General features: G+C 57.9%; 13 protein-coding genes and 1 rRNA gene. 9 read left to right on the forward strand and 5 right to left on the reverse strand.

The window, feature by feature from the left end; genetic code table 11:
* The first annotated feature begins 134 nt into the window (after nt 1–134).
* The 4 genes from rrf to QNM96_RS20995 all read left to right on the forward strand — a co-directional run bounded on the left by rrf (nt 135) and on the right by QNM96_RS20995 (nt 2,690).
* A 5S ribosomal RNA gene (rrf, locus tag QNM96_RS20980) occupies nt 135–256 on the forward strand.
* A gap of 282 nt (nt 257–538) precedes the next feature.
* Entirely contained in the window at nt 539–985 is a 447-nt protein-coding gene (locus QNM96_RS20985) for a PH domain-containing protein (protein WP_283838761.1), read from the forward strand.
* Nucleotides 986–1,128: 143 nt separating this feature from the next.
* Complete coding sequence (locus tag QNM96_RS20990; RefSeq protein WP_283838762.1) at nt 1,129–1,689, forward strand: PH domain-containing protein; 561 nt, start codon at nt 1,129–1,131, stop codon at nt 1,687–1,689.
* 623 nt (nt 1,690–2,312) lie between these two features.
* Nucleotides 2,313–2,690, forward strand: coding sequence for a hypothetical protein (locus QNM96_RS20995; protein ID WP_283838763.1), 378 nt, complete (start codon nt 2,313–2,315; stop codon nt 2,688–2,690).
* A 162-nt stretch (nt 2,691–2,852) separates the two neighbouring features.
* Here the strand turns inward: QNM96_RS20995 and QNM96_RS21000 are convergent, their stop codons facing one another.
* The gene (locus QNM96_RS21000) at nt 2,853–4,820 is read right to left on the reverse strand and encodes a DEAD/DEAH box helicase (protein WP_283838764.1); all 1,968 of its coding nucleotides are present in this window, start codon (nt 4,818–4,820) and stop codon (nt 2,853–2,855) included.
* Between the two features lie 248 nt (nt 4,821–5,068).
* On the opposite strand from QNM96_RS21000, the gene QNM96_RS21005 reads away from it, so the two are divergent.
* Entirely contained in the window at nt 5,069–5,245 is a 177-nt protein-coding gene (locus QNM96_RS21005) for a hypothetical protein (RefSeq protein WP_283838765.1), read from the forward strand.
* Here the strand turns inward: QNM96_RS21005 and QNM96_RS21010 are convergent.
* Nucleotides 5,238–6,203: a transcription initiation factor IIB gene (locus QNM96_RS21010; RefSeq protein WP_283838766.1), complete on the reverse strand. Its 966-nt coding sequence runs from the start codon at nt 6,201–6,203 to the stop codon at nt 5,238–5,240. The two genes, QNM96_RS21005 and QNM96_RS21010, sit on opposite strands and share 8 nt — an antisense overlap.
* A gap of 759 nt (nt 6,204–6,962) precedes the next feature.
* On the opposite strand from QNM96_RS21010, the gene QNM96_RS21015 reads away from it, so the two are divergent.
* The 4 genes from QNM96_RS21015 to QNM96_RS21030 all read left to right on the forward strand — a co-directional run bounded on the left by QNM96_RS21015 (nt 6,963) and on the right by QNM96_RS21030 (nt 13,143).
* Nucleotides 6,963–7,559 (forward strand): ArsR family transcriptional regulator, encoded by a 597-nt coding sequence (locus QNM96_RS21015; RefSeq protein ID WP_283838767.1) that lies wholly within the window; start codon nt 6,963–6,965, stop codon nt 7,557–7,559.
* A 358-nt stretch (nt 7,560–7,917) separates the two neighbouring features.
* A complete protein-coding gene (locus QNM96_RS21020; RefSeq protein ID WP_283838768.1) occupies nt 7,918–9,030 on the forward strand; it encodes a Gfo/Idh/MocA family oxidoreductase in 1,113 nt (370 codons plus the stop codon).
* A gap of 126 nt (nt 9,031–9,156) precedes the next feature.
* Complete coding sequence (locus QNM96_RS21025) at nt 9,157–10,617, forward strand: flippase (protein WP_283838769.1); 1,461 nt, start codon at nt 9,157–9,159, stop codon at nt 10,615–10,617.
* A gap of 483 nt (nt 10,618–11,100) precedes the next feature.
* Nucleotides 11,101–13,143: a right-handed parallel beta-helix repeat-containing protein gene (locus QNM96_RS21030; protein ID WP_283838770.1), complete on the forward strand. Its 2,043-nt coding sequence runs from the start codon at nt 11,101–11,103 to the stop codon at nt 13,141–13,143.
* A gap of 623 nt (nt 13,144–13,766) precedes the next feature.
* Here QNM96_RS21030 and QNM96_RS21035 read toward each other — a convergent pair.
* The 3 genes from QNM96_RS21035 to mct form a co-directional block, all read right to left on the reverse strand.
* Nucleotides 13,767–14,714: a hypothetical protein gene (locus QNM96_RS21035; RefSeq protein WP_283838771.1), complete on the reverse strand. Its 948-nt coding sequence runs from the start codon at nt 14,712–14,714 to the stop codon at nt 13,767–13,769.
* Nucleotides 14,715–15,178: 464 nt separating this feature from the next.
* Nucleotides 15,179–16,471 (reverse strand): GNAT family N-acetyltransferase, encoded by a 1,293-nt coding sequence (locus QNM96_RS21040; protein ID WP_283838772.1) that lies wholly within the window; start codon nt 16,469–16,471, stop codon nt 15,179–15,181.
* 6 nt (nt 16,472–16,477) lie between these two features.
* Entirely contained in the window at nt 16,478–17,698 is a 1,221-nt protein-coding gene (gene mct, locus QNM96_RS21045) for a succinyl-CoA:mesaconate CoA-transferase (protein WP_283838773.1), read from the reverse strand.
* Nucleotides 17,699–17,739 lie beyond the last annotated feature (41 nt).

Raw genomic sequence — 17,739 nt, forward strand, 5'->3', positions numbered from 1 at the left:
CGCCTGCGTTTCGGTCAGTACTGGAGTGGGAGACCCTCTGGGAAATCTGATTCGCCGCCTCCACTCATACACAATCATCGAAATCGAAGCGATCGACATTGGCATTGCGGCGGTTCGATTCCGCCGGTCGACATTACAGCGGCCACAGCGGCGGGGTTCCTCCCGTACCCATCCCGAACACGGAAGATAAGCCCGCCTGCGTTTCGGTCAGTACTGGAGTGGGAGACCCTCTGGGAAATCTGATTCGCCGCTTCCATTCATACTTTATCATCCGTAGCAACTGCTGTCTGGGTTTACTCCCACGTTTCAACGAAACCAGCTTGTACTAGTATGGGTTTTCTTCAGGCATTTCACCATTCCAAGATAATCAAAGAAATATCATTTATAACTAATAGGATGTCCGCGTGCCCGACTATCGCTCGAGAACGGGAGCGATGCGGAAGAACGAGAACGACACCGGAGGACAAACGGTGTGGTCGTTGGTTTCGTAACGGAGTCAATGCCAACAATAATTTATCATGGAAGCTGACATCCAGTCATGTCTGAATCGTTTTCGTGGTTGTCACTCGATTCGGACGAGGAGGTCGTCTGGTCCGGCCGCCCTCGTCTGCACGTGTTACTCTGGGTCGTCGCCTCCGGACTCGCCGTCCCAGCTTTGTTGTTGATAGTCTGGCCGACGCCGCTGAGTGCGGCCCTCGGCGTGCTCGTTCTGGTCGCTATCACTGCGATAGGATATTTTTATGTGACGAACATCGACTACGTCGTTTCGACGAAGTACGTCTACTCGAAGTGGGGAGTACTCGGACGTTCGGTTACGCAAATCGCTCTCCAGAACATTCAGGATACAACGCTCAGCCAGGGGATATTCGGGACACAGTCTGACTATGGGACTGTCTCCTTCAGCACGGCCGGTGGAGAAGGATCAACGCTCGCGTTCTATCTGGTCGATGAACCGTCGACGGTGAAATCGGCGGTGGATCGGTAGGTTGCATCAGCACGTAGGGAGAAGAAAACCGAAAAAGACCCATCGAAGTCCAGCGGTATCGACGAGTTGCTTTCGGAGGTTCGTGCGTCACGAAAAGCCGCCCAGCGCATCGATCAGGGTCTCGAGCAGGGAGGGAACCAATCGTGAGCGCAACTGAGTACGACTGGCTGTCGCTCGAGCCGGACGAAGAGGTGGTCTGGTCTGGGCAACCGGAACTCCTCGGGTATGTCTGGGTGTTTGTTACCGGAATCGTCCTGATCCCGCTATTCGGTGTGGGATTGGTGATCATCGCGTCGACGTACTTCCACGCACAAAACACCGCATACGTGATCACGACCGACAGCGTGTTCAAGAAGACCGGTATATTCTCGCGAAAAATAACCGATATCGGTCACGAGAACATTCAGGACACCGGGTATAATCAGGGTATCGTCGGCCGCCGATACGGATTCGGGACCGTTCAGATCAGCACCGCTGGCGGCAGCGGTGTCGAGATGTCTCTCTCGTACGTGCAAGATCCGTTGGCAGTCCAGTCACGGCTTGACAGAGCGGTAACTAAGCGTCCGCAGACGGACGATAGCGCCGAGAGCGACGGTCTGGGATCAGTCCGGATTGACGCCGCTGTGCTCGAGGAACTTACCGAGGAGATGCGTGCGACGCGAAAGGCGCTCGAGTCGATCGAAGAGCGATTGGACGAGCAGTAGTCCTCGATCGGACAGCGCCATTCCGACGGATCGTCTCAGATGCTCGAGGGTGGCCTTCAGTGGCCAAGTCCGACTTCGTGCGTCGCAGGTCGAAAGTGGGAACAGGCCTACAATGCTGGTTGCTAACACACCTGGGAAATAATTATGTATGTGTACCAACACTGATTGAGTAGCTGATCACGGTTCGGTTTCGACGTCCAGTCGAAGTCGCCGGAATCGTGTTCACCGAATCCATGATCTCGCACACGACCAATCCGTCGCCACTCGTCGTCCATCTTCGTCCGACGAGTGGAGGCTATGGACCGGGGCCGGCGATCGGCCTCGAGTCGAACGGTCGTGGGTGGGTTGGGATGCCGTCGCTGTCGATTGGACTCGGCAGCACCTCCATCCGCGCCGCGTAGGTTCGATTTCTGGCCGGATGGATGGTGTCACTCGAAGGACCTCTCGGTATTTTACGTCACACAATTCCGGGGTTCCGTCGGTCCCGTGGCTCGTTCGTCCGGTCAGTCTGACCTCCGCGGGGCGTTCCCCCGTTGTGTGCCCCAGTGAGCATCCGACTCTCTGGCACTGGTCAACGCGCGGACGTCCACTCGAGCGCCGAGTTCGATCCTCGGCGGGGGAGTATGGAACGCACTAGCCACTCGTTCGCAGTGGGATTGGTCGTTCGAGTTCCGATCAACGCAACCGGCAGTCTCGTCGACGGCGCGAGAAGAGTCCTCGAGCGCGTCGAAGTCGTCGAAGTCGTCGATGACCCACAGGTTCGTGGGCTCGAACCGGGCCTGAACGATATCACCGTCGAACTGGACGTTCGACTCGAGCTCTCGATCGATGAGCGCGGCGAAGACACTGCGCTGGCCAGACGGCGACTCGAGAGCGGCGTCGGCGTCCTGACCGTCGAACGTGTCGACGCGCTCGCGAGTACCCCTGATAACGCCGTCACGGTTTGTGGAAACCCGCCGACGAGCCCCGATGAACTTGAGCCGGAATCGATCGAGCGGTAAAGGCCACCGCGAACCCTAGTGGCGAACCAAGCCTGAACTGATGGGTGAATCTGATAGCGGTCGACTGGCTTTACACATCAGTCGACGCCTGGGGCGGTACTAGTTGGTGAACGGTCTGTTGAGGGTGCTTCGTGTTGACCTGTTAGACAAGTCGACCCAGGATTACTCTCCGATGTCGACGTTCTGCTCGCGAACCGTCATCCCCTTGCGCCCGAGATGCTGGAGCTGCTTTCGGGCGAAGTCTTCCTCTCGAGTTCCTCTCGTCGCCAACACGTAGACGAGCGCGCCACCCGCGGGACGCATCGTTCGACCCGCGCGTTGAGTTCCCTGACGTCGGGAACCGCCGAGCCCGGAGGCGATGATTGCGAGGTCGGCAGTCGGCAGGTCGATCCCTTCGTCGCCGACTCGAGAGACGACGAGCAGCTCGCGTTCGTTCCGTCGGAACTCCGCTAAGAGCCGTCGGCGTTCGTGGTGAGGTGTTTCGCCGCTCAGGAACGGCACGCCGACCGCGTCGGCGATTGCCCTCCCCTGCTCTAGGTAGTCCACGAAGACGAGCGCCTTCGAGTCGGGGTGGGCCGAGAGCAAGTACCGAACGTCGTTGATCTTTCCCCGATTTCTCGCGGCGATACGGTACTTCTCTTGGCCGTCGGCCGAGCCGTAGGCGTTTTGTTGCTCGTCGTCGCCCCACGGAACGTACCGGATCTCGAGTTCCGGTTCGGCGACGAAGCCGTCCTCGAACAGCGCCTCCCAGTCGGTCCCGATCGGCGGGCCGACGAGGGTAAAGATCTCGGTTTGGCGGTCGTCTTCCCGGATCGGGCTCGCGGAGAGGCCGAGGCGGTGGCGAGACTGGAGGTGGGTGCTCCGCCGGTAGACGTCGCTGGGAACGTGCTGGCACTCGTCGAAGACGACGAGCCCCCACTCTCGGTCGTCGAACAGCGAGCGGTGTCTGTCCATCCCAGCGATCTGGTAGGTCGCAATCGTCACCGGACGGATGTCCTTCTGGCCGCCGTGGTACTGGCCGACCTGGTTGGGCTCGAGGGAGGTCTGTACGAGAAGTTCCTCGTTCCACTGTCTCGCCAGGTCGCGACTGGGGACGAGCACGAGCGTTTCGCCGCCGACGTGGGCCATCGCTCCCATCGCCGCGACCGTCTTTCCGCTCCCCGGCGGGCCGACGAAGACCCCTTCGCCCGCCTCCGCGAACCGATCGACCCAGGTCCGCTGGTAGTCTCGGAGCTGGACCTGCAACTCGATCGGAAGCTTTTCGCCGCTCGCGAGTTCTCGCTGATCCTGCACCGGATACCCCGCCTCGTAGAGCACTCGCTTAATCGCGGCCTCCGCACCCTCCCTGACCCAGTCCTCCGTTTCGGAGATGGGCGCGTGGACGTGTTCCTCGTCGAGTTTCTGTCGGGCGACGTTGCCCATGATTTCCGCGCTTTGGGCCTCGAGCACGGTGTAGCCGTCGTCGTGGGTCACGAGTCGGAACTGTCGGGCGCGGTCCCACTGGCTTTCGACCCAGTCCTCGAGATCGTCAGAGCGTTGGCTGAGCGCCTGTCGCATTGTTCGCGCGAGTCCCTCGAAGGAATCGTGGGGGGCCTGCCAGACGTCCTCTGGACGGACCTCGTATCGGTAGCCGTTCTCGCCGTTCGTGTCGGCGAGGTGGGCGAACTGCGAGAGTTGGGCGCGCGTAAACTGGTCGGGCCGGTCGACGATTATCTCCCGACGTTTCGGAAAAACAACGACTCGTTCCCTGTCGGTCAGATCCTCGAGTTCGCTGGGATACCAGACGACAGGATCCGTCGAGACGGACAGCGATTCGATCTCGCCAGCGTCCTCGAGTTTCTCGAGCTGTTCGGAGACGGCCTCGTGTGGTTCCTCGAGCGCGCGTGCGACCCCGCCGGCTGTGAGCACAGGTCGCCCTTCGTGCTGGCAGGCGTCGTGGAACGCTGCGAGCGTGAGCGTGTGCTCGTCGTCTTCAACGGCGTCGGTGGATTCGTTCTCGGATCCCCCACTGCTATCGCGTTCTGCATCTCCCGCCCGGTCCAACCCGACGCCGTCGTCGGTCGTCCGATTCGATTCGTCGGAACTCGCTCGATCTTCAGAACGGCGGTTGGAAGAACGGTCGTCGGTCACTGGGAGGTGCTAGTGCCGGTACGACTAAACAGATTTCGTTCGCCGTTGTGGTTTCATTGAACGTGTTCTCACACTTCCTGTTCTTCAGCTTCGGATTTCCCGTTGTCGCTCCCCGTTTTAGTCCGCTCTTGCTCGCTATATCGTCTCCCAGTGATCCCTCGGTTTTCCCATTCGACAGACTGGTAGCACATTCATCGTATATGATGTTTCCCGTACAGTATTTCTCCGTGGACATCGTACAACCGAGCATGTACAGAGCAATACTCCCCGAAGGCCAGATCGTCTGTGAACGCTACGACGAGATGGAAAAGGGACTCGAGTTGTACGACGAGGACGACGAGTTCATCGCGTTCGTTCCCTATACAACCCTTCACGCGCTGATAAACGAAGAGGTCTACGGCGAGGACGAGCGCTCGATCATGTAGCTACTTCGGGCTCTTGATCGATCGCTTCGAGTTGCTCGCGATATCGGTTTCTGACGGTGACTACGGTTGTCTGGGCAGTCTCGGCGACGGCCCGCTGCGGGATCGTTTCGTCACAGAGGAGCCCGGCGGCGTAGATCGCCGCAGCGGCGAACCCCGTCGGTGACTTTCCGGAGTGAAGTCCCTGTGCGGTCGTTTCCTCGATGATTTCGATCGCTTTCGATTCGACGGTCGTTCCGACGTCGAGCTCCGAGCAAAATCGCGGAACGAACTGGCTCGGGTTCGTCGGCTCCAGATTGATGTCGAGTTCGTCGGCGATGTACCGATAGGTGCGACCGATCTCGCGCTGATCGACGCGTGCGACGGCGGTGACCTCCTCGAGACTCCGGGGAATATCTTCCTTTCGGCAGGCCGTATAGAGCGCGCTCGTCGCGACGCCTTCGATCGATCGGCCACGAATGAGGTCTCGCTCGAGTGCCTGCCTGTAGATGACGGAAGCCGTTTCTTTGACTGGCTTTGGAACGCCGAGCGCGCTCGCCATGCGATCGATTTCGGAAAGTGCGTACTTGAGGTTTCGTTCGCCGGCGTTTTTCGTTCGGATTCGCTCCTGCCAGACGCGCAGTCGATGGAGCTGACCGTGCTTGTCTGCCGACATCGAACGGCCCTTCGCGTCCCGGTTACGCCAATCGATAGTTGTTGTTAATCCTCTGTCGTGCATCGATTGCGTGAGGGGTGCGCCGACTCGTGACAGCTGATCGTGTTCCTGGGCGTTAAACGCTCGCCACTCTGGTCCGTAGTCGATCGGATCTTCACTCAGGACGAGACCGCAGTCCTGACAGACTCGTTCACCTCGATCCGGGTCCTGGATGATCGTTGCGGTCTCACAGTCAGGACACAGGTCCGCTTCGGTTTCTGTCTCCTGTGTCTCGTCTCTAATGCGGTGGATGGTAGACCGGCTCATCAGTAATTGAAAAACCGATGGCAAGACTGTAAGGGGGTCACATGGTTTCGACGGAAATACAGACTTACCGGGAGCCGCTAATCGCCCCGTACTTTTCGTCGTTCTGACCTCGCCTCTCCATCGTTGTTTCGCCGGCGTGTATCGGAGACGGCTACCCTTTTGGAAATCGACTCCCGGCACCTGATTCAGTCCTTCTTCACACGCTATCCGAACTGCTGTCCGGTGACTTGGCAAAGCTCTCCCGAGGTTCTCGTGTCGTTTTGTACCCGGGTTAGAAATGGGGGATTCACCTCGTAAAGAGAGATTTTAGTACCGAACTGTCGAGTTAGTTTATGTCGATGGCATCGAACGTCTCGTCCCAGTGACTCCATTACGATGCTCCTCTCGTTACCGATCTGTTCCTCGAAATTTGGTATCGAACCCGAATTCTTCGCCTACAGTGTGGATAGCGGTTTCCAACCGGGACGAGATGCTTGGCGATACGCTCGACGAATTGTTTCGTGTGGTTGTCTGGGTTTCAGCAGTGGCGGGCCGATACGACAGTCGGGGAAGTGACTCCGTACCAGCTTTGCAATGGATGCGAAACGTGGCCGTGTTTAAGAGTATCACCGTTGGTCTACAAATTGGTGTGTTAATCGTGATTGCGACCTGCCGTTCATCGGTACAGTGGGTGGTGACGAAGGGCCCGTCTAGTGGTTATTTCGAGGACTGGATGAGTCGATTTGAAACGGGTCGAACCGCTCGTGGAGGCGTACGGTAATGTCCTCAGTAGATACGTCATTACCCGAAGAAATCACGGCGGTAACTGACCCGGAGCAGAACGCTCGCCTTTCGAAGGACGTCATTTTCGAACTGTTGAAAAACCGCCGTCGTCGAGAAGTACTCTCGTATTTGCTCGAGACTGAGGGAACCGTAACCCTCGGTGAACTCGCCGAACAAATCGCGGCCTGGGAGAACGACACGGATATCAATGCATTAAGTTCGGACCAACGAAAACGGGTGTACGTCGCGTTGTATCAGACTCATCTCCCGAAGATGGACGATGCTGGCATCGTCGAGTACGATCAGGATCGGGGCCTAATCGACCTCTCCGATAACGCCGACTTGCTAATGATGTACCTCGATACGGACACCCATCAACAGGATCGCTGGGATCGGTTTTACGCTGTGTTGAGCGTCGTTGGTGTTGCCGTACTAACGGGTGCATTTCTCGGCGTTCCGCCCCTGACTGCAGTTCCGACCATGGCCCTCGCTGGCGCAGTCGTCGTTGCCTTCTGTCTCCTCTCGATCGTTCACGTGGTTGCCAATCGACGAGAACAACAGACAGTCGACGGCAAACTCTCGCGGATTGAGTAACCAGTTGAGTGAACACTGCAAGGGTTTTTGTCGCAGAATCTCTTACGATGAGGTGGCTCCCGATTCGTCTTTCACTGCCGGAACAGTTCGCGTGCCAGCAATGTGTTCCTGGTGGGGGAGCCACTTTTTCATCGAGTCGGTACACTGCGACCGAAACATTCGTCACGAGTGTTTACAACGGACTTACTACAGTTCGAAACGACCGACTAGCGAATCGACGCGGCGCTAACTAAGTGCTACTGACGACAGTATTGCTCGACAGTATGTCCGCTATACCACGTTTCAGTTTCTCGTTTTCGACAGTGTTCAAAACGGTAACCGGTCCAAAACTAATACTGTTTGTCGACACCCGTTCGATATGGCAGTTCGAACTGCAGTCGTTGGCGGCGGAACGATTTCACGCGTGCACTTGCGCGGCGCTCGAGAGAACCCCCAAACTGAACTCGTCGGTATCTGTGATCTCGACGAATCGGTCGCGAGAGAACGCGCCCGCGAGTTCGGAACGATGGCGTTTACGGATTTCTCGGAACTATTGGCGGCGGGAATCGACTGTTTGCATATCTGTACGCCGGTTCAGAGCCACTTCGAAATCGCGAGTCAGGCGATCGAAGCGGGCGTCGGCGTCATCATCGAAAAGCCGGCCACGGTCACCGTCGAAGAAATCGAGAAACTCGAGGAGCTCTCCGAAGAATACGACGTTCCCGCGACCGTTATTCACAATCACCTGTTTTACCCGGTCGTTCGACAGGCTTGCGAGATGATCGAGTCCGGCGAGCTCGGCAAGCTCCAGAGCGTCGACGTGATCTATACTGGTCTCACACCACCCGACCAGGTTAACCGCGGGTCCTGGGTGTTCGACCTTCCGGGCGGCGAATTCGAAGAGGGGATCCCACACCCCATCTACACCGTTCTGGGCGTCGGCGGGTTCCCCGAGAGCATCGACGGTATCTCCGCACAGACGGCGCTCCTCGAGGAGTACGAGGACGGATTTAGCTACGACCAGGCGCAGGTCAACTACGTCTCGGAGTCGGGCGTGCTCTGTAGTGTGAAGATGCTCTCGGGCGGGCAGCCACAGCGCATGCACGTGATCAACGGCTCCGAGAAGTCGCTCATTCTCGACGAAATCAATCAATCGCTGTACACCGTCGATGAAGATTACACGAACTCGGCTGTCTCCCGGACGAAAAAAGCGGTCGACGTCTCAATGGCACAGCTATCGAGCACCGCTCAGAACGTCAAACTCGTCGCGTCGAACCGATTCGACGATAGCTGGGAGAACGAGGCCGAATCCAACTCGCACTTCGCCATCTTCGACGAATTCGTCGAGTGCCTTGAGGGTCACGGAGACGTTCCCGCGTCGCTCGAGCAGTCAAAGTGGACGATTCGAACCATGGAAGCGATTCGAGCCGCCGCAGAGCCGTCGACCGAGAAATCTCAACCGGCCGAGGAAACGGTCTCGATCACGCAGTAACGCAGATCGCCTCGACCAGGCGGTAACGCGAGTCGTTTCGATCACGCACAACGTGAGTCGACTCGATCGCATTGGGACGCGAATCGTCGATTATCACCGCGGTAGGCTTCCCTCACTTCGATAGCAATGTCTCTCTCACAACGTATCGCTCGCGGAGTCAAAGCGACCTTCGGGGCGGAACTCGTTCATCTTGGTGCACAGGCCGGAATTATTTTGTTGCTTACCCGGATGCTCGGGCCCGACGGATACGGGACAGTGTATCTCGCCATCTCTATCTTTTCGGTCGCGTCGTTGTTCGGCACGGTCGGCATTCCGAAATCGACGGCGAAATTCGTCACCGAGTACGCGCAGAAAGATCGCACGCAGGTTCGTCACGTCGTTCGCCGGTCGACGGTGGCACTCGTTTTCACGACGGGAATCGTCTGTCTCGTCTATTTTGCTCTCATCGAACCGATCGTTGTCGTCTACGACGAGCCGGCATTGGGTCCACTGCTCGTGGTTGGTACGGCATACATCGCGATCAACGTCGCGTACGGATACGTGACGATCCTGTTTCAGGGGTTCGGAAAGGTCCCCCTGACCGGTGTGACGAGGGCGGTCGCCAACGCGAGTCAGTTCGGGACGATCGTGCTCTTTCTCGTCCTGGGATTCGGAACGGTCGGAGTGATCGGGGGATTCGTCATCGGCTACGCGATTGCGGTCCTTCTCGCCAGTCTCTACATCGCAAAAATCGTTCGAACGTACCCGCGGACGGAATCGGCCGAACCGGGTCTCACTCGACGTGTGCTCGAGTACAGCGTTCCGTTGACCGCCTCGCAGGGCGGCAACGTGTTGTACAAACGAGTCGACACACTCATGGTCGGGTTTTTCTTGACACCCGTCGCTGTCGGATTCTACGAACTCGCAAAGCAAGTGTCGACGTTCGTTATCGCCCCTGCGGGTTCGCTCGGGTTTACCGTGGCTCCGACGTTCGGTGAACACAAATCCTCGGCACAACTCGAGCGAGCAGCGCGAGTGTACGAGCAATCGCTCGAGTACATTCTCTTGCTCTACCTTCCCGCGGTCGTGGGAATCGTTTTGCTCGCCGAACCGGGTATTCGGTTCGTTTTCGGTTCAGAGTACCTCGGCGCTGTCCCCGTATTACAGCTATTTAGCGTCTTCATCCTCTTTCAGGCAATCGATAAGATCACGAACGACAGTCTCGACTATCTCGGGCGAGCCACCGAGCGGGCGATCGGGAAGGGAGTCACCGGAACTGCGAACTTCGGCCTGAACATCGCGTTGATTCCGCTCATTGGCGTCGAGGGAGCCGCGCTCTCGACGGGAGTGTGTTTTGCGCTGATGGTCTTCTATAACCTGTATTTGATCGACAGCGAACTCGACCTTCGCTGGGAGACGATCGCCAGATCGTTCGGTGTGACGGGCGGTATTACCGTCGCGATGACTGTAGCCGTCTACGCGCTGGCACCGTTTATCAGCGGGCTGTTTACGCTCTTGGGCGTCGTCGCCTCCGGTATCCTCGTCTGGGCGCTGTGTTCGGTTGCGAGTGGTGTCGTCGACGTTGGCGAGGTCAAAGCGCATCTCTGAGCGGACGTGCCGTTTTCGGGGACACCGTTCTCGCCGGCGACAGTCCGTCCGTTCGGGATAACGGTTGTCAGCGCGCGGTTTCGGACAACTGGTTTTCACCGCTGTACCGGAGACGATCGAAGAACACACACGCGTTAGTAAAATTTGACCGGACTGATAGTGATCGAACAGTGAACCGGGTCGATAGCACTCGTTCGAGTTTCCGTCTCTATGACGTATTGCCATTGGACAAACTTTCCATTTCTAGTGAATCCTGTGGATAAGCCGATTGCCTGGCGAGTAATACTCAATTATTGCAACTTGATCCGGGAGGTTCCTCGGTAATATAGTATTGGAAACTCAATGTTTTAACCGATATATAATAATTCGTGAGTAAAAATCCATGAATAACTGAACGAACATTCTCAATACAAGGATAATCTATTAATTTTATAAAAAATACAAGGGAAGGTTTATACCGGTATGATGGAATTACCCGAATGCATGGCACGCGAACCTCCGGTATTGGACGAAGACGTAGTCCATACTGACGCTGAGACGGACGAATTGAGCGGTAATAACGGATTACTCCATAGACGATCGTATCTCAAACTCGCTGGGACCTCCGCGGCGACTGCTGCGGTTGCGAGTGCGAACCCGGTTTCGGCTGACGAAGACGAGTACGACGTCATCGGTGGTGCTGGTCAAATCAGGCTCGGCGACGGCGAAACGCTCGAGAACGTGATCATCGATTTCGATCAGGGATGGACGATGCTTCACTGCACCGGTGATAACGTAACGATTCGAAACGTCGGTTTCCGAGGCACTCACACCGCAGATCAGCACGCAATCGTCGTTAGCGGGGGCGACACGGTAATCGACAACGTGTACATGGGCGACGGATGCGTTCGACCCGCACAGTACTCCAGTCACGGTCAGTGCGGTATCTTCGCTCACCGAGACTTTTATGGACACCTCGAGATCCGAAACTGTAACATTCAGGATTGGCCGAACAACGGCATTTACGCCTCCGCTCCGGAGTACGACGGCGGCGGAACGATCGAAATCGATAGCTGTTATGCGGCCAACAATTACGTTTCCTGTTACCGGCTCGCAACGGACGGCTCCTCGGTGTCGAACTCCGTCGCGTACAACGATGGCAACGGGCGATACACCGGCCGAGCGTTTTGGGGATGGTCGCCGGGAACGCTAACGATCGAGAACTGCGACTTCCAGGAAGGATCGTACAATCAAGCGATCCACCTTCGGGACAGCGGCTCGATCCAGATACGCGATACGAATCACACCGGCATTCACGGTGCTGGGTCGTGGGACATCTCCGAGTCCAACGTGGGCTCGAACCCCGACCTTTCGATGCCCGACGGCGTTCCGACGTCGGCCGAAGAGGCGGCCACCGGCAGTTCCGACGGCGACTCGGGCGAAGCGCCGCCCGAAGACGACGAGGACGACGACGAGGTCCCCTCGCTCACGAACACCATCGTCTTCGACGGCAACGGAACTCCGGATACGACGAGCTACGAGTTCGTCGTCAGCGAGGTGGTCGAACCGAGCGAACACGAGGATGCCTCTATCGACGACGCGGCATCGGTCGATGAAACCGAGGCGAGCGGCGACGTTGCTGACTACCTCGATGCGTGGGAGTTCGACGGGGAAATCGAACGCCTTTCGGTCGACGGCGACGCCACGGTCCGCGTCAACGGTGATGAGATCGACCCGGACGATTACGACGACGTCTTCGAGAACGTTATTCTACTCGACGGTTCCGAAGAAGACGTCACCCGCTACGAGTTCGTCGTCGACGGCGACGTTATCCCGTCGAATTACGAGGGAGCCTCGATTGACGACGAAGACGAAATCGACGACGGAACGGTTCACGGCGTCGTCGCCGACTGGAAGGACGCCTTCCGCTTCAACGGGGATCTCGAGCAGTTCACGGCGGACGGTCCGGCGTCAGTTTATCTGAACGACGAGGAAATCGATCCGGCGGAGTACGGCGAGGACCGTCCACACCAACTCCTCGTGGAAGGGCGGGGCGTTCCGACGAGCTTCGGAATCACGGTTGACGGAACGATCGAACTGGATTCGGAGGCCGATCCGGAAGACGAGGCGACGACGGTCTCGGGATCGACCGCACAGAGTTCCGTCACTGACGGCACGCAGGAGTTTTGCTTCTCCGGTACGCTCTCTGATATCACCTTTTCGGACGGCGAGGCGGCCGTCTTCCTCGACGGCGAGGAAATCGACGTCTCAGAGTACGGTGATCAGGAACTGTTCGCCAACGCGCTGATTATCGACGGAACCGAAGCAGATGGGCCCAGCACGTATTCCTTCAAAGCATCCGGCGGTGTCGTTAAATCCGATTACGAAGCGGCCTCGATCGACGATGAAGACGTGATCGAAGGCAAACGCGTCAGTGGAGCCGTTGCGGATTGGCTCGACGCCTACTGGTTCGACGGCGATATCGAGGAACTCCAGGTACTCGGTAACGCGAAAGCCGAAATCCAGTACAACGCCCGCGATCAGTAATCTACCAGCCTCTGGGTAGCCGCTTCGGTCTTTTTTGCGGTGATCGTGTTCGTCGAGTCGCGACGAACCGCCACCGTGTACCGGTCAGCGCGAAGCCACGGATCGATCAGTTCGCGACGCGACCGTAAACGAATCGGAAAGCCATTCCTCGAGTCGGGCTCACGGTTTCTGCGAACCGGGATGCGTTGTTCGAACCGAGGTCGAGTTTTCTCGAGCGACTCGGCTTTCCTCGACTCGCCTCCAATCGGATCCTCCTCTCGGTACGCGTACTGTTTCCCGTTCCGTCGATCCGTTTCACTCGCCAGTTTCGAACCGTTTCGATAGTAATACACTATTGTTCCGCGTGCCGAGCCGCGGCGATCCGTTCGCGAGAATCTCACGGAATCACACGAACGCCGTCCGGGTACGGCATACTATCGAGACGCAGATCCCAAAAAGAGCCGTCGACCACCCGTCACGTCTCATCCGCCACGTCTCGAGGAGATCGACGTACTGTTCGTTCCGGAGTACACTACATTGGGGCGCGACTGGACGTCGGTTCGAAAAAACGGAGATGAAGCGTAAAGCGGCCGCGGACGAATAACGAAAACTAATTATCGTGCTGTCAACAGCGATTACTTCGCCTATTCTCCGCCGGTCGCTGCTTCTTCGGGTGAGGTTGGCACACCCTCCGGAACGAAGGCTTCCGGGTTGGTGTCGACGTTATCTCCGAACTGAACGTCCGATCCACCTTCCTCGCCGATTCCGCCGTCCATACCGGTGTCGTAATCGGTATCGGAAACGACGACGCTCGTTCCCTGCCCGTTTGCGCCGGCGACGATCGATTGGTTCGCGCCGTTCATCTCGAGTTGGCAGTTTTCGACTTCGATAGTACCGGGCGACCACGCCCAGATGCCACGGCCGCTGAAGCCGCTGCCGTCGACGTAGACGCTCGAGTTTCTGATGCTACTCCCTTCGGTTGCAACGCGATAGTGTGAGACTTCACAGTCGGCCGCGAAACAGCTATCGATGTGGACCGTTCCGCCACCTGCACCGCCGGGGGCGGAGCCGTAGATAGCGTTGTCCGCGAAGCCTTGAATGTTGACGTGCTCGAACTCGAGCTGTCCGGAGTGTTCGGGGTTGACCCAGAACGCCGTCTGTCCGTGGCCAGTACTACTTCCGTTGCGCGCGTCGGATCCGTCGCCCAGATAGACGTTTTCGATGGTACTCGTGTCGCCGCCGGTGTCGGCAACGCCGAAGGTCGCGGAGCCGGCTCCGGAGGTGTTCTCTCCTTCGAAACCGACGTTTCGTATCGACCACCCGGATCCCTCGGCGGTGATAATAATATCCTGGCCTGTCGTCATGTCGACGAGTTTGTTCTCCCAGGTTTCACCTGACCCGATCTGGATCGTCTGTCCGGACGCTTCGATGAGTTCGTACTCTTCGTCGGCGGTGGCCGATCCTGCAACGCCGATGGAAGCGGTTGCGGTCGCGACCGCTGCGACCGAACGCACGTACGAACGGCGCGTTAAGTTCGAATTACTGTCTGAAGTTGGAGGGGCTGTCTCGTTAGTGCGGGAATTCTCTGGCATGCATTATGGAAACACGACCTTGTGGCCATAAACCTTTCCTTAGAGATGGGTATTAAATTTATAGATATTATTTTGTTCGTACTGGATTACTCAAGATATAGTGAATTTAATTCGTCAATCAGGGCACTCCTTTTCATCGAAACCGATGTGGGGCGTCGAGGGAAATTGAATATTGACGCGGAAACACCGATCGGTCCGCCCTTTTTCGAGCGTGACTCGAGACGATGTGACTGCTTACTCCCCTTCCACTCCGTTGGCCACTCTAACTTTCTGACGCGATTGACACTGCAACTTCCTCACAGGATTGACATCCTCCCCGCGCTGAAGCACGAGGCTTTCTCCTTGTGCCTCGGTAACCGTTTCGACGCTTGCTCGAGTCATGCTCGAGGACGGACTCGATTCGATTCGAGTGGCGGCCACGAGCCGCCGCTACTCTTGAATTCGGTCTCGGGGCAGATTCGATTTCAGCGGGTATCCTGTTCGGCGAACGTTATCGTCCAGTTTGCGGCGTCTGCGATGGCGCGGCCCGCGATCGTCCAGTCGTGGCCGCCTTCGGAACTGATGGGGTACGTAACCTGAGTCGTCGGCTGCGATACGCGTGAGAGCGGCGCTGAAAGATCCGAGTGAAACCCGAAGTTCGAAAGCATCGAGTCGGGGATTCCGTCGCCACTGAAAGCAAGCAACGAGTCATCGCGCCGATCCTCGATGATTCGCGCCAGCAGTGTCTGGAGGCCGTCTCGGCGATCCCTCGTCGTCGCCAACGGTACGACATCGGTGAGATTGGTAATCTGTGACCCGCCTTCGCTCGTCGTTCCGGTGATTATTCCTGCTATCGGCGTTCCGTCCCGTCTCGCGACGTAGGCGTCGTAGGACAACTTCGGATTGTCGAACCGCCAGTCGTAGAACGTTTCGGTCCGGTTTGCGTGGAGTGTTCCGGGAACTGCTTGACGATATAGCTCGGCGAACGTGCCGGCGGGAACCTCCTCGAATCGTTCGACAGAAACGCCTTCGACGCCGCGTTCGCGTGACTCGCGTGCACGAAGATAGCGTTTTAAAACCGGGGTTGCGGCGCTCGTCAGCGACGAGAGGCGTTCGGATTCGTCCGTCTCGAGCATCGAATCTGGTTGCTGAATGCGGTAGTACGTCGGCACCTCCTCGACGATTTCCCAGCCGTGTTTGAGACTCCCTGAGAGTGTCGCCGGATTCGGGAAGTTGAAAAACAGTTCCGGATCCCGCTCCCGGTAGTGTTCTTTCATTCGTTCGGTTGTTCGAGAGTAGAGCCCACGACGGCGGTGGTCCGGATGAACCATGACATCCGCCGGCTGATAGCCCCTGAACGTCCGGTCTTCGACGCGCAACTCGAGGACGAAACTGGGCTTCGTCCCGACGATCTCTCCCTCGTGGGTCGCAAGAATAATCGGAACGTGATCGACGTAGGGATTGTCCTCGTACTTCCACTGAAACCACGCTTCGTCGACGTCCCCGAAAACGAGGTCGTACAGCTCGAGGAACCCATCCCGGTCCGCCGGTTCGTAACGTCTGATCTCGTATGGGTCCGACTCGTCTTCCTCGCTACTGGCTCCTGCCCGTTCGGCTTCTTCCGCCCGGTCAGCGCTTTCGGCCGTGCGATCGTCGGCGGCGGGTACCGAACTGTCGTCGGACTCCGTCTGCCCGGACCCGTCTCGATCGATATCCATCTCATCCGTCTCCTTTCCGCTCGTTTCCTTCTCGTCAGTTCTGGGGTTGTTTGACGCCATTGCTCGTTACTTGTTCTGGCCGCTGCTATCGGATATCCCGATGCGTTCGGGGGAAATTTCCTCGAGCTCCGCTTTGGACAACGATTCCGTCTCGAGTAACTCCGACCGGTGTTCGTCGAGCAACGGTGCGCGATTACCCGGCTCCGGCGGCGTTTTGGTCATCTTGATCGGCGTTCCGGCGATCGTGACGGTTTCGTCGATGTGGGGCAGATCGGCTTCGACGAGCATCTCTCTCCGTTCGGCGTGCTCGCAATCGTAGACGTCGGCGATATCCTGAACGGGGCCACACGGCACGTCTCCCTCGAGCGAAGAGAGGACCTCGTCGGTGGTCCGCGTCGAAACCCAGTCCGTGATTTTCTCCCGAAGCTCGTCACGGTTCTTTAGTCGATCGTTTGCGTGCGGGTAGTCGACGACCCACTCGGGCTTGCCCATCGTCTCACAGAGTCCGCGCCAGTGGTTGTCGCCGAGTGCGGCGATGACGATGTAACCGTCTTTGGCTTCGAACGCGTTGTATGGAAAGAGCGTTGGATGAGCGTTTCCCTGGCGTTTCGGAACCTCGCCCGTGTAGGAGTGCTGGTAGACCGCTCGCTCCGCGAGACTCACCATCGCGTCGTACATCGCGGTATCGACGAACTGGCCGACGCCCGTGCGGTCTCTGTAGTGGAGCGCGGCGAGAATGTTGACGGTGTGTAACACGCCCGTAAAGATGTCACCGACGCCGAAGCCGACTTTCGTCGGCGGCCCGTCTTCGTCGCCCGTCTGGTGCATCACGCCGCCGAGCGCCTGGGCGACCAGATCGAAGGCCGGTTCGGCCTGTTTCGGGCTCGCACCGGTTCGCGGATCGCCAAACCCGCGCATCGACGCGTAAACGAGCTGTGGATTGATTTCCGCGAGCCGTTCGTACTCGAGGCCGAACTTCTCCATCGTTCCAACGCGGAAGTTCTCGACGACCACGTCGGCTTTTTCGACGAGAAACCGGAAGTGCTCCCGATCCTGCTCGTCGGTAAAGTCCAACTCGAGACTCCGCTTTCCGCGGTTGATACTTTGAAAGTAGCCGCCGAACTGGTCCTCGTCGGAGTAAAACGGTGGCGTCTCTCTGACGAAATCGCCGCCCGGCGGTTCGATCTTAATGACATCGGCACCGAGATCAGCCAACAACATTGTACCGTAGGGACCACCGAGGACCCTCGTCAAATCCAACACACGTACGTCCTCAAGGGCAGACATTGTCGTATCAACCGTGGAGGGTGGATTCGGGCTTTGTTATG

Source organism: Halostagnicola sp. A-GB9-2 (assembly GCF_030068615.1).
Classification (GTDB): domain Archaea; phylum Halobacteriota; class Halobacteria; order Halobacteriales; family Natrialbaceae; genus Halostagnicola.

What these genes read in the sequence shown, in the direction of transcription:
- QNM96_RS21005 (WP_283838765.1), top strand. Translation starts at nt 5,069, where the DNA reads ATGTACAGAGCAATACTCCCCGAAGGCCAGATCGTCTGTGAACGCTAC.
- QNM96_RS21015 (WP_283838767.1), top strand. Translation starts at nt 6,963, where the DNA reads ATGTCCTCAGTAGATACGTCATTACCCGAAGAAATCACGGCGGTAACT.
- QNM96_RS21025 (WP_283838769.1), top strand. Translation starts at nt 9,157, where the DNA reads ATGTCTCTCTCACAACGTATCGCTCGCGGAGTCAAAGCGACCTTCGGG.
- QNM96_RS20995 (WP_283838763.1), top strand. Translation starts at nt 2,313, where the DNA reads ATGGAACGCACTAGCCACTCGTTCGCAGTGGGATTGGTCGTTCGAGTT.
- mct (WP_283838773.1), bottom strand. Translation starts at nt 17,698, where the DNA reads ATGTCTGCCCTTGAGGACGTACGTGTGTTGGATTTGACGAGGGTCCTC.
- QNM96_RS21040 (WP_283838772.1), bottom strand. Translation starts at nt 16,471, where the DNA reads ATGGCGTCAAACAACCCCAGAACTGACGAGAAGGAAACGAGCGGAAAG.
- QNM96_RS20985 (WP_283838761.1), top strand. Translation starts at nt 539, where the DNA reads ATGTCTGAATCGTTTTCGTGGTTGTCACTCGATTCGGACGAGGAGGTC.
- QNM96_RS21035 (WP_283838771.1), bottom strand. Translation starts at nt 14,714, where the DNA reads ATGCCAGAGAATTCCCGCACTAACGAGACAGCCCCTCCAACTTCAGAC.
- QNM96_RS21020 (WP_283838768.1), top strand. Translation starts at nt 7,918, where the DNA reads ATGGCAGTTCGAACTGCAGTCGTTGGCGGCGGAACGATTTCACGCGTG.
- QNM96_RS21030 (WP_283838770.1), top strand. Translation starts at nt 11,101, where the DNA reads ATGGCACGCGAACCTCCGGTATTGGACGAAGACGTAGTCCATACTGAC.
- QNM96_RS21010 (WP_283838766.1), bottom strand. Translation starts at nt 6,203, where the DNA reads ATGAGCCGGTCTACCATCCACCGCATTAGAGACGAGACACAGGAGACA.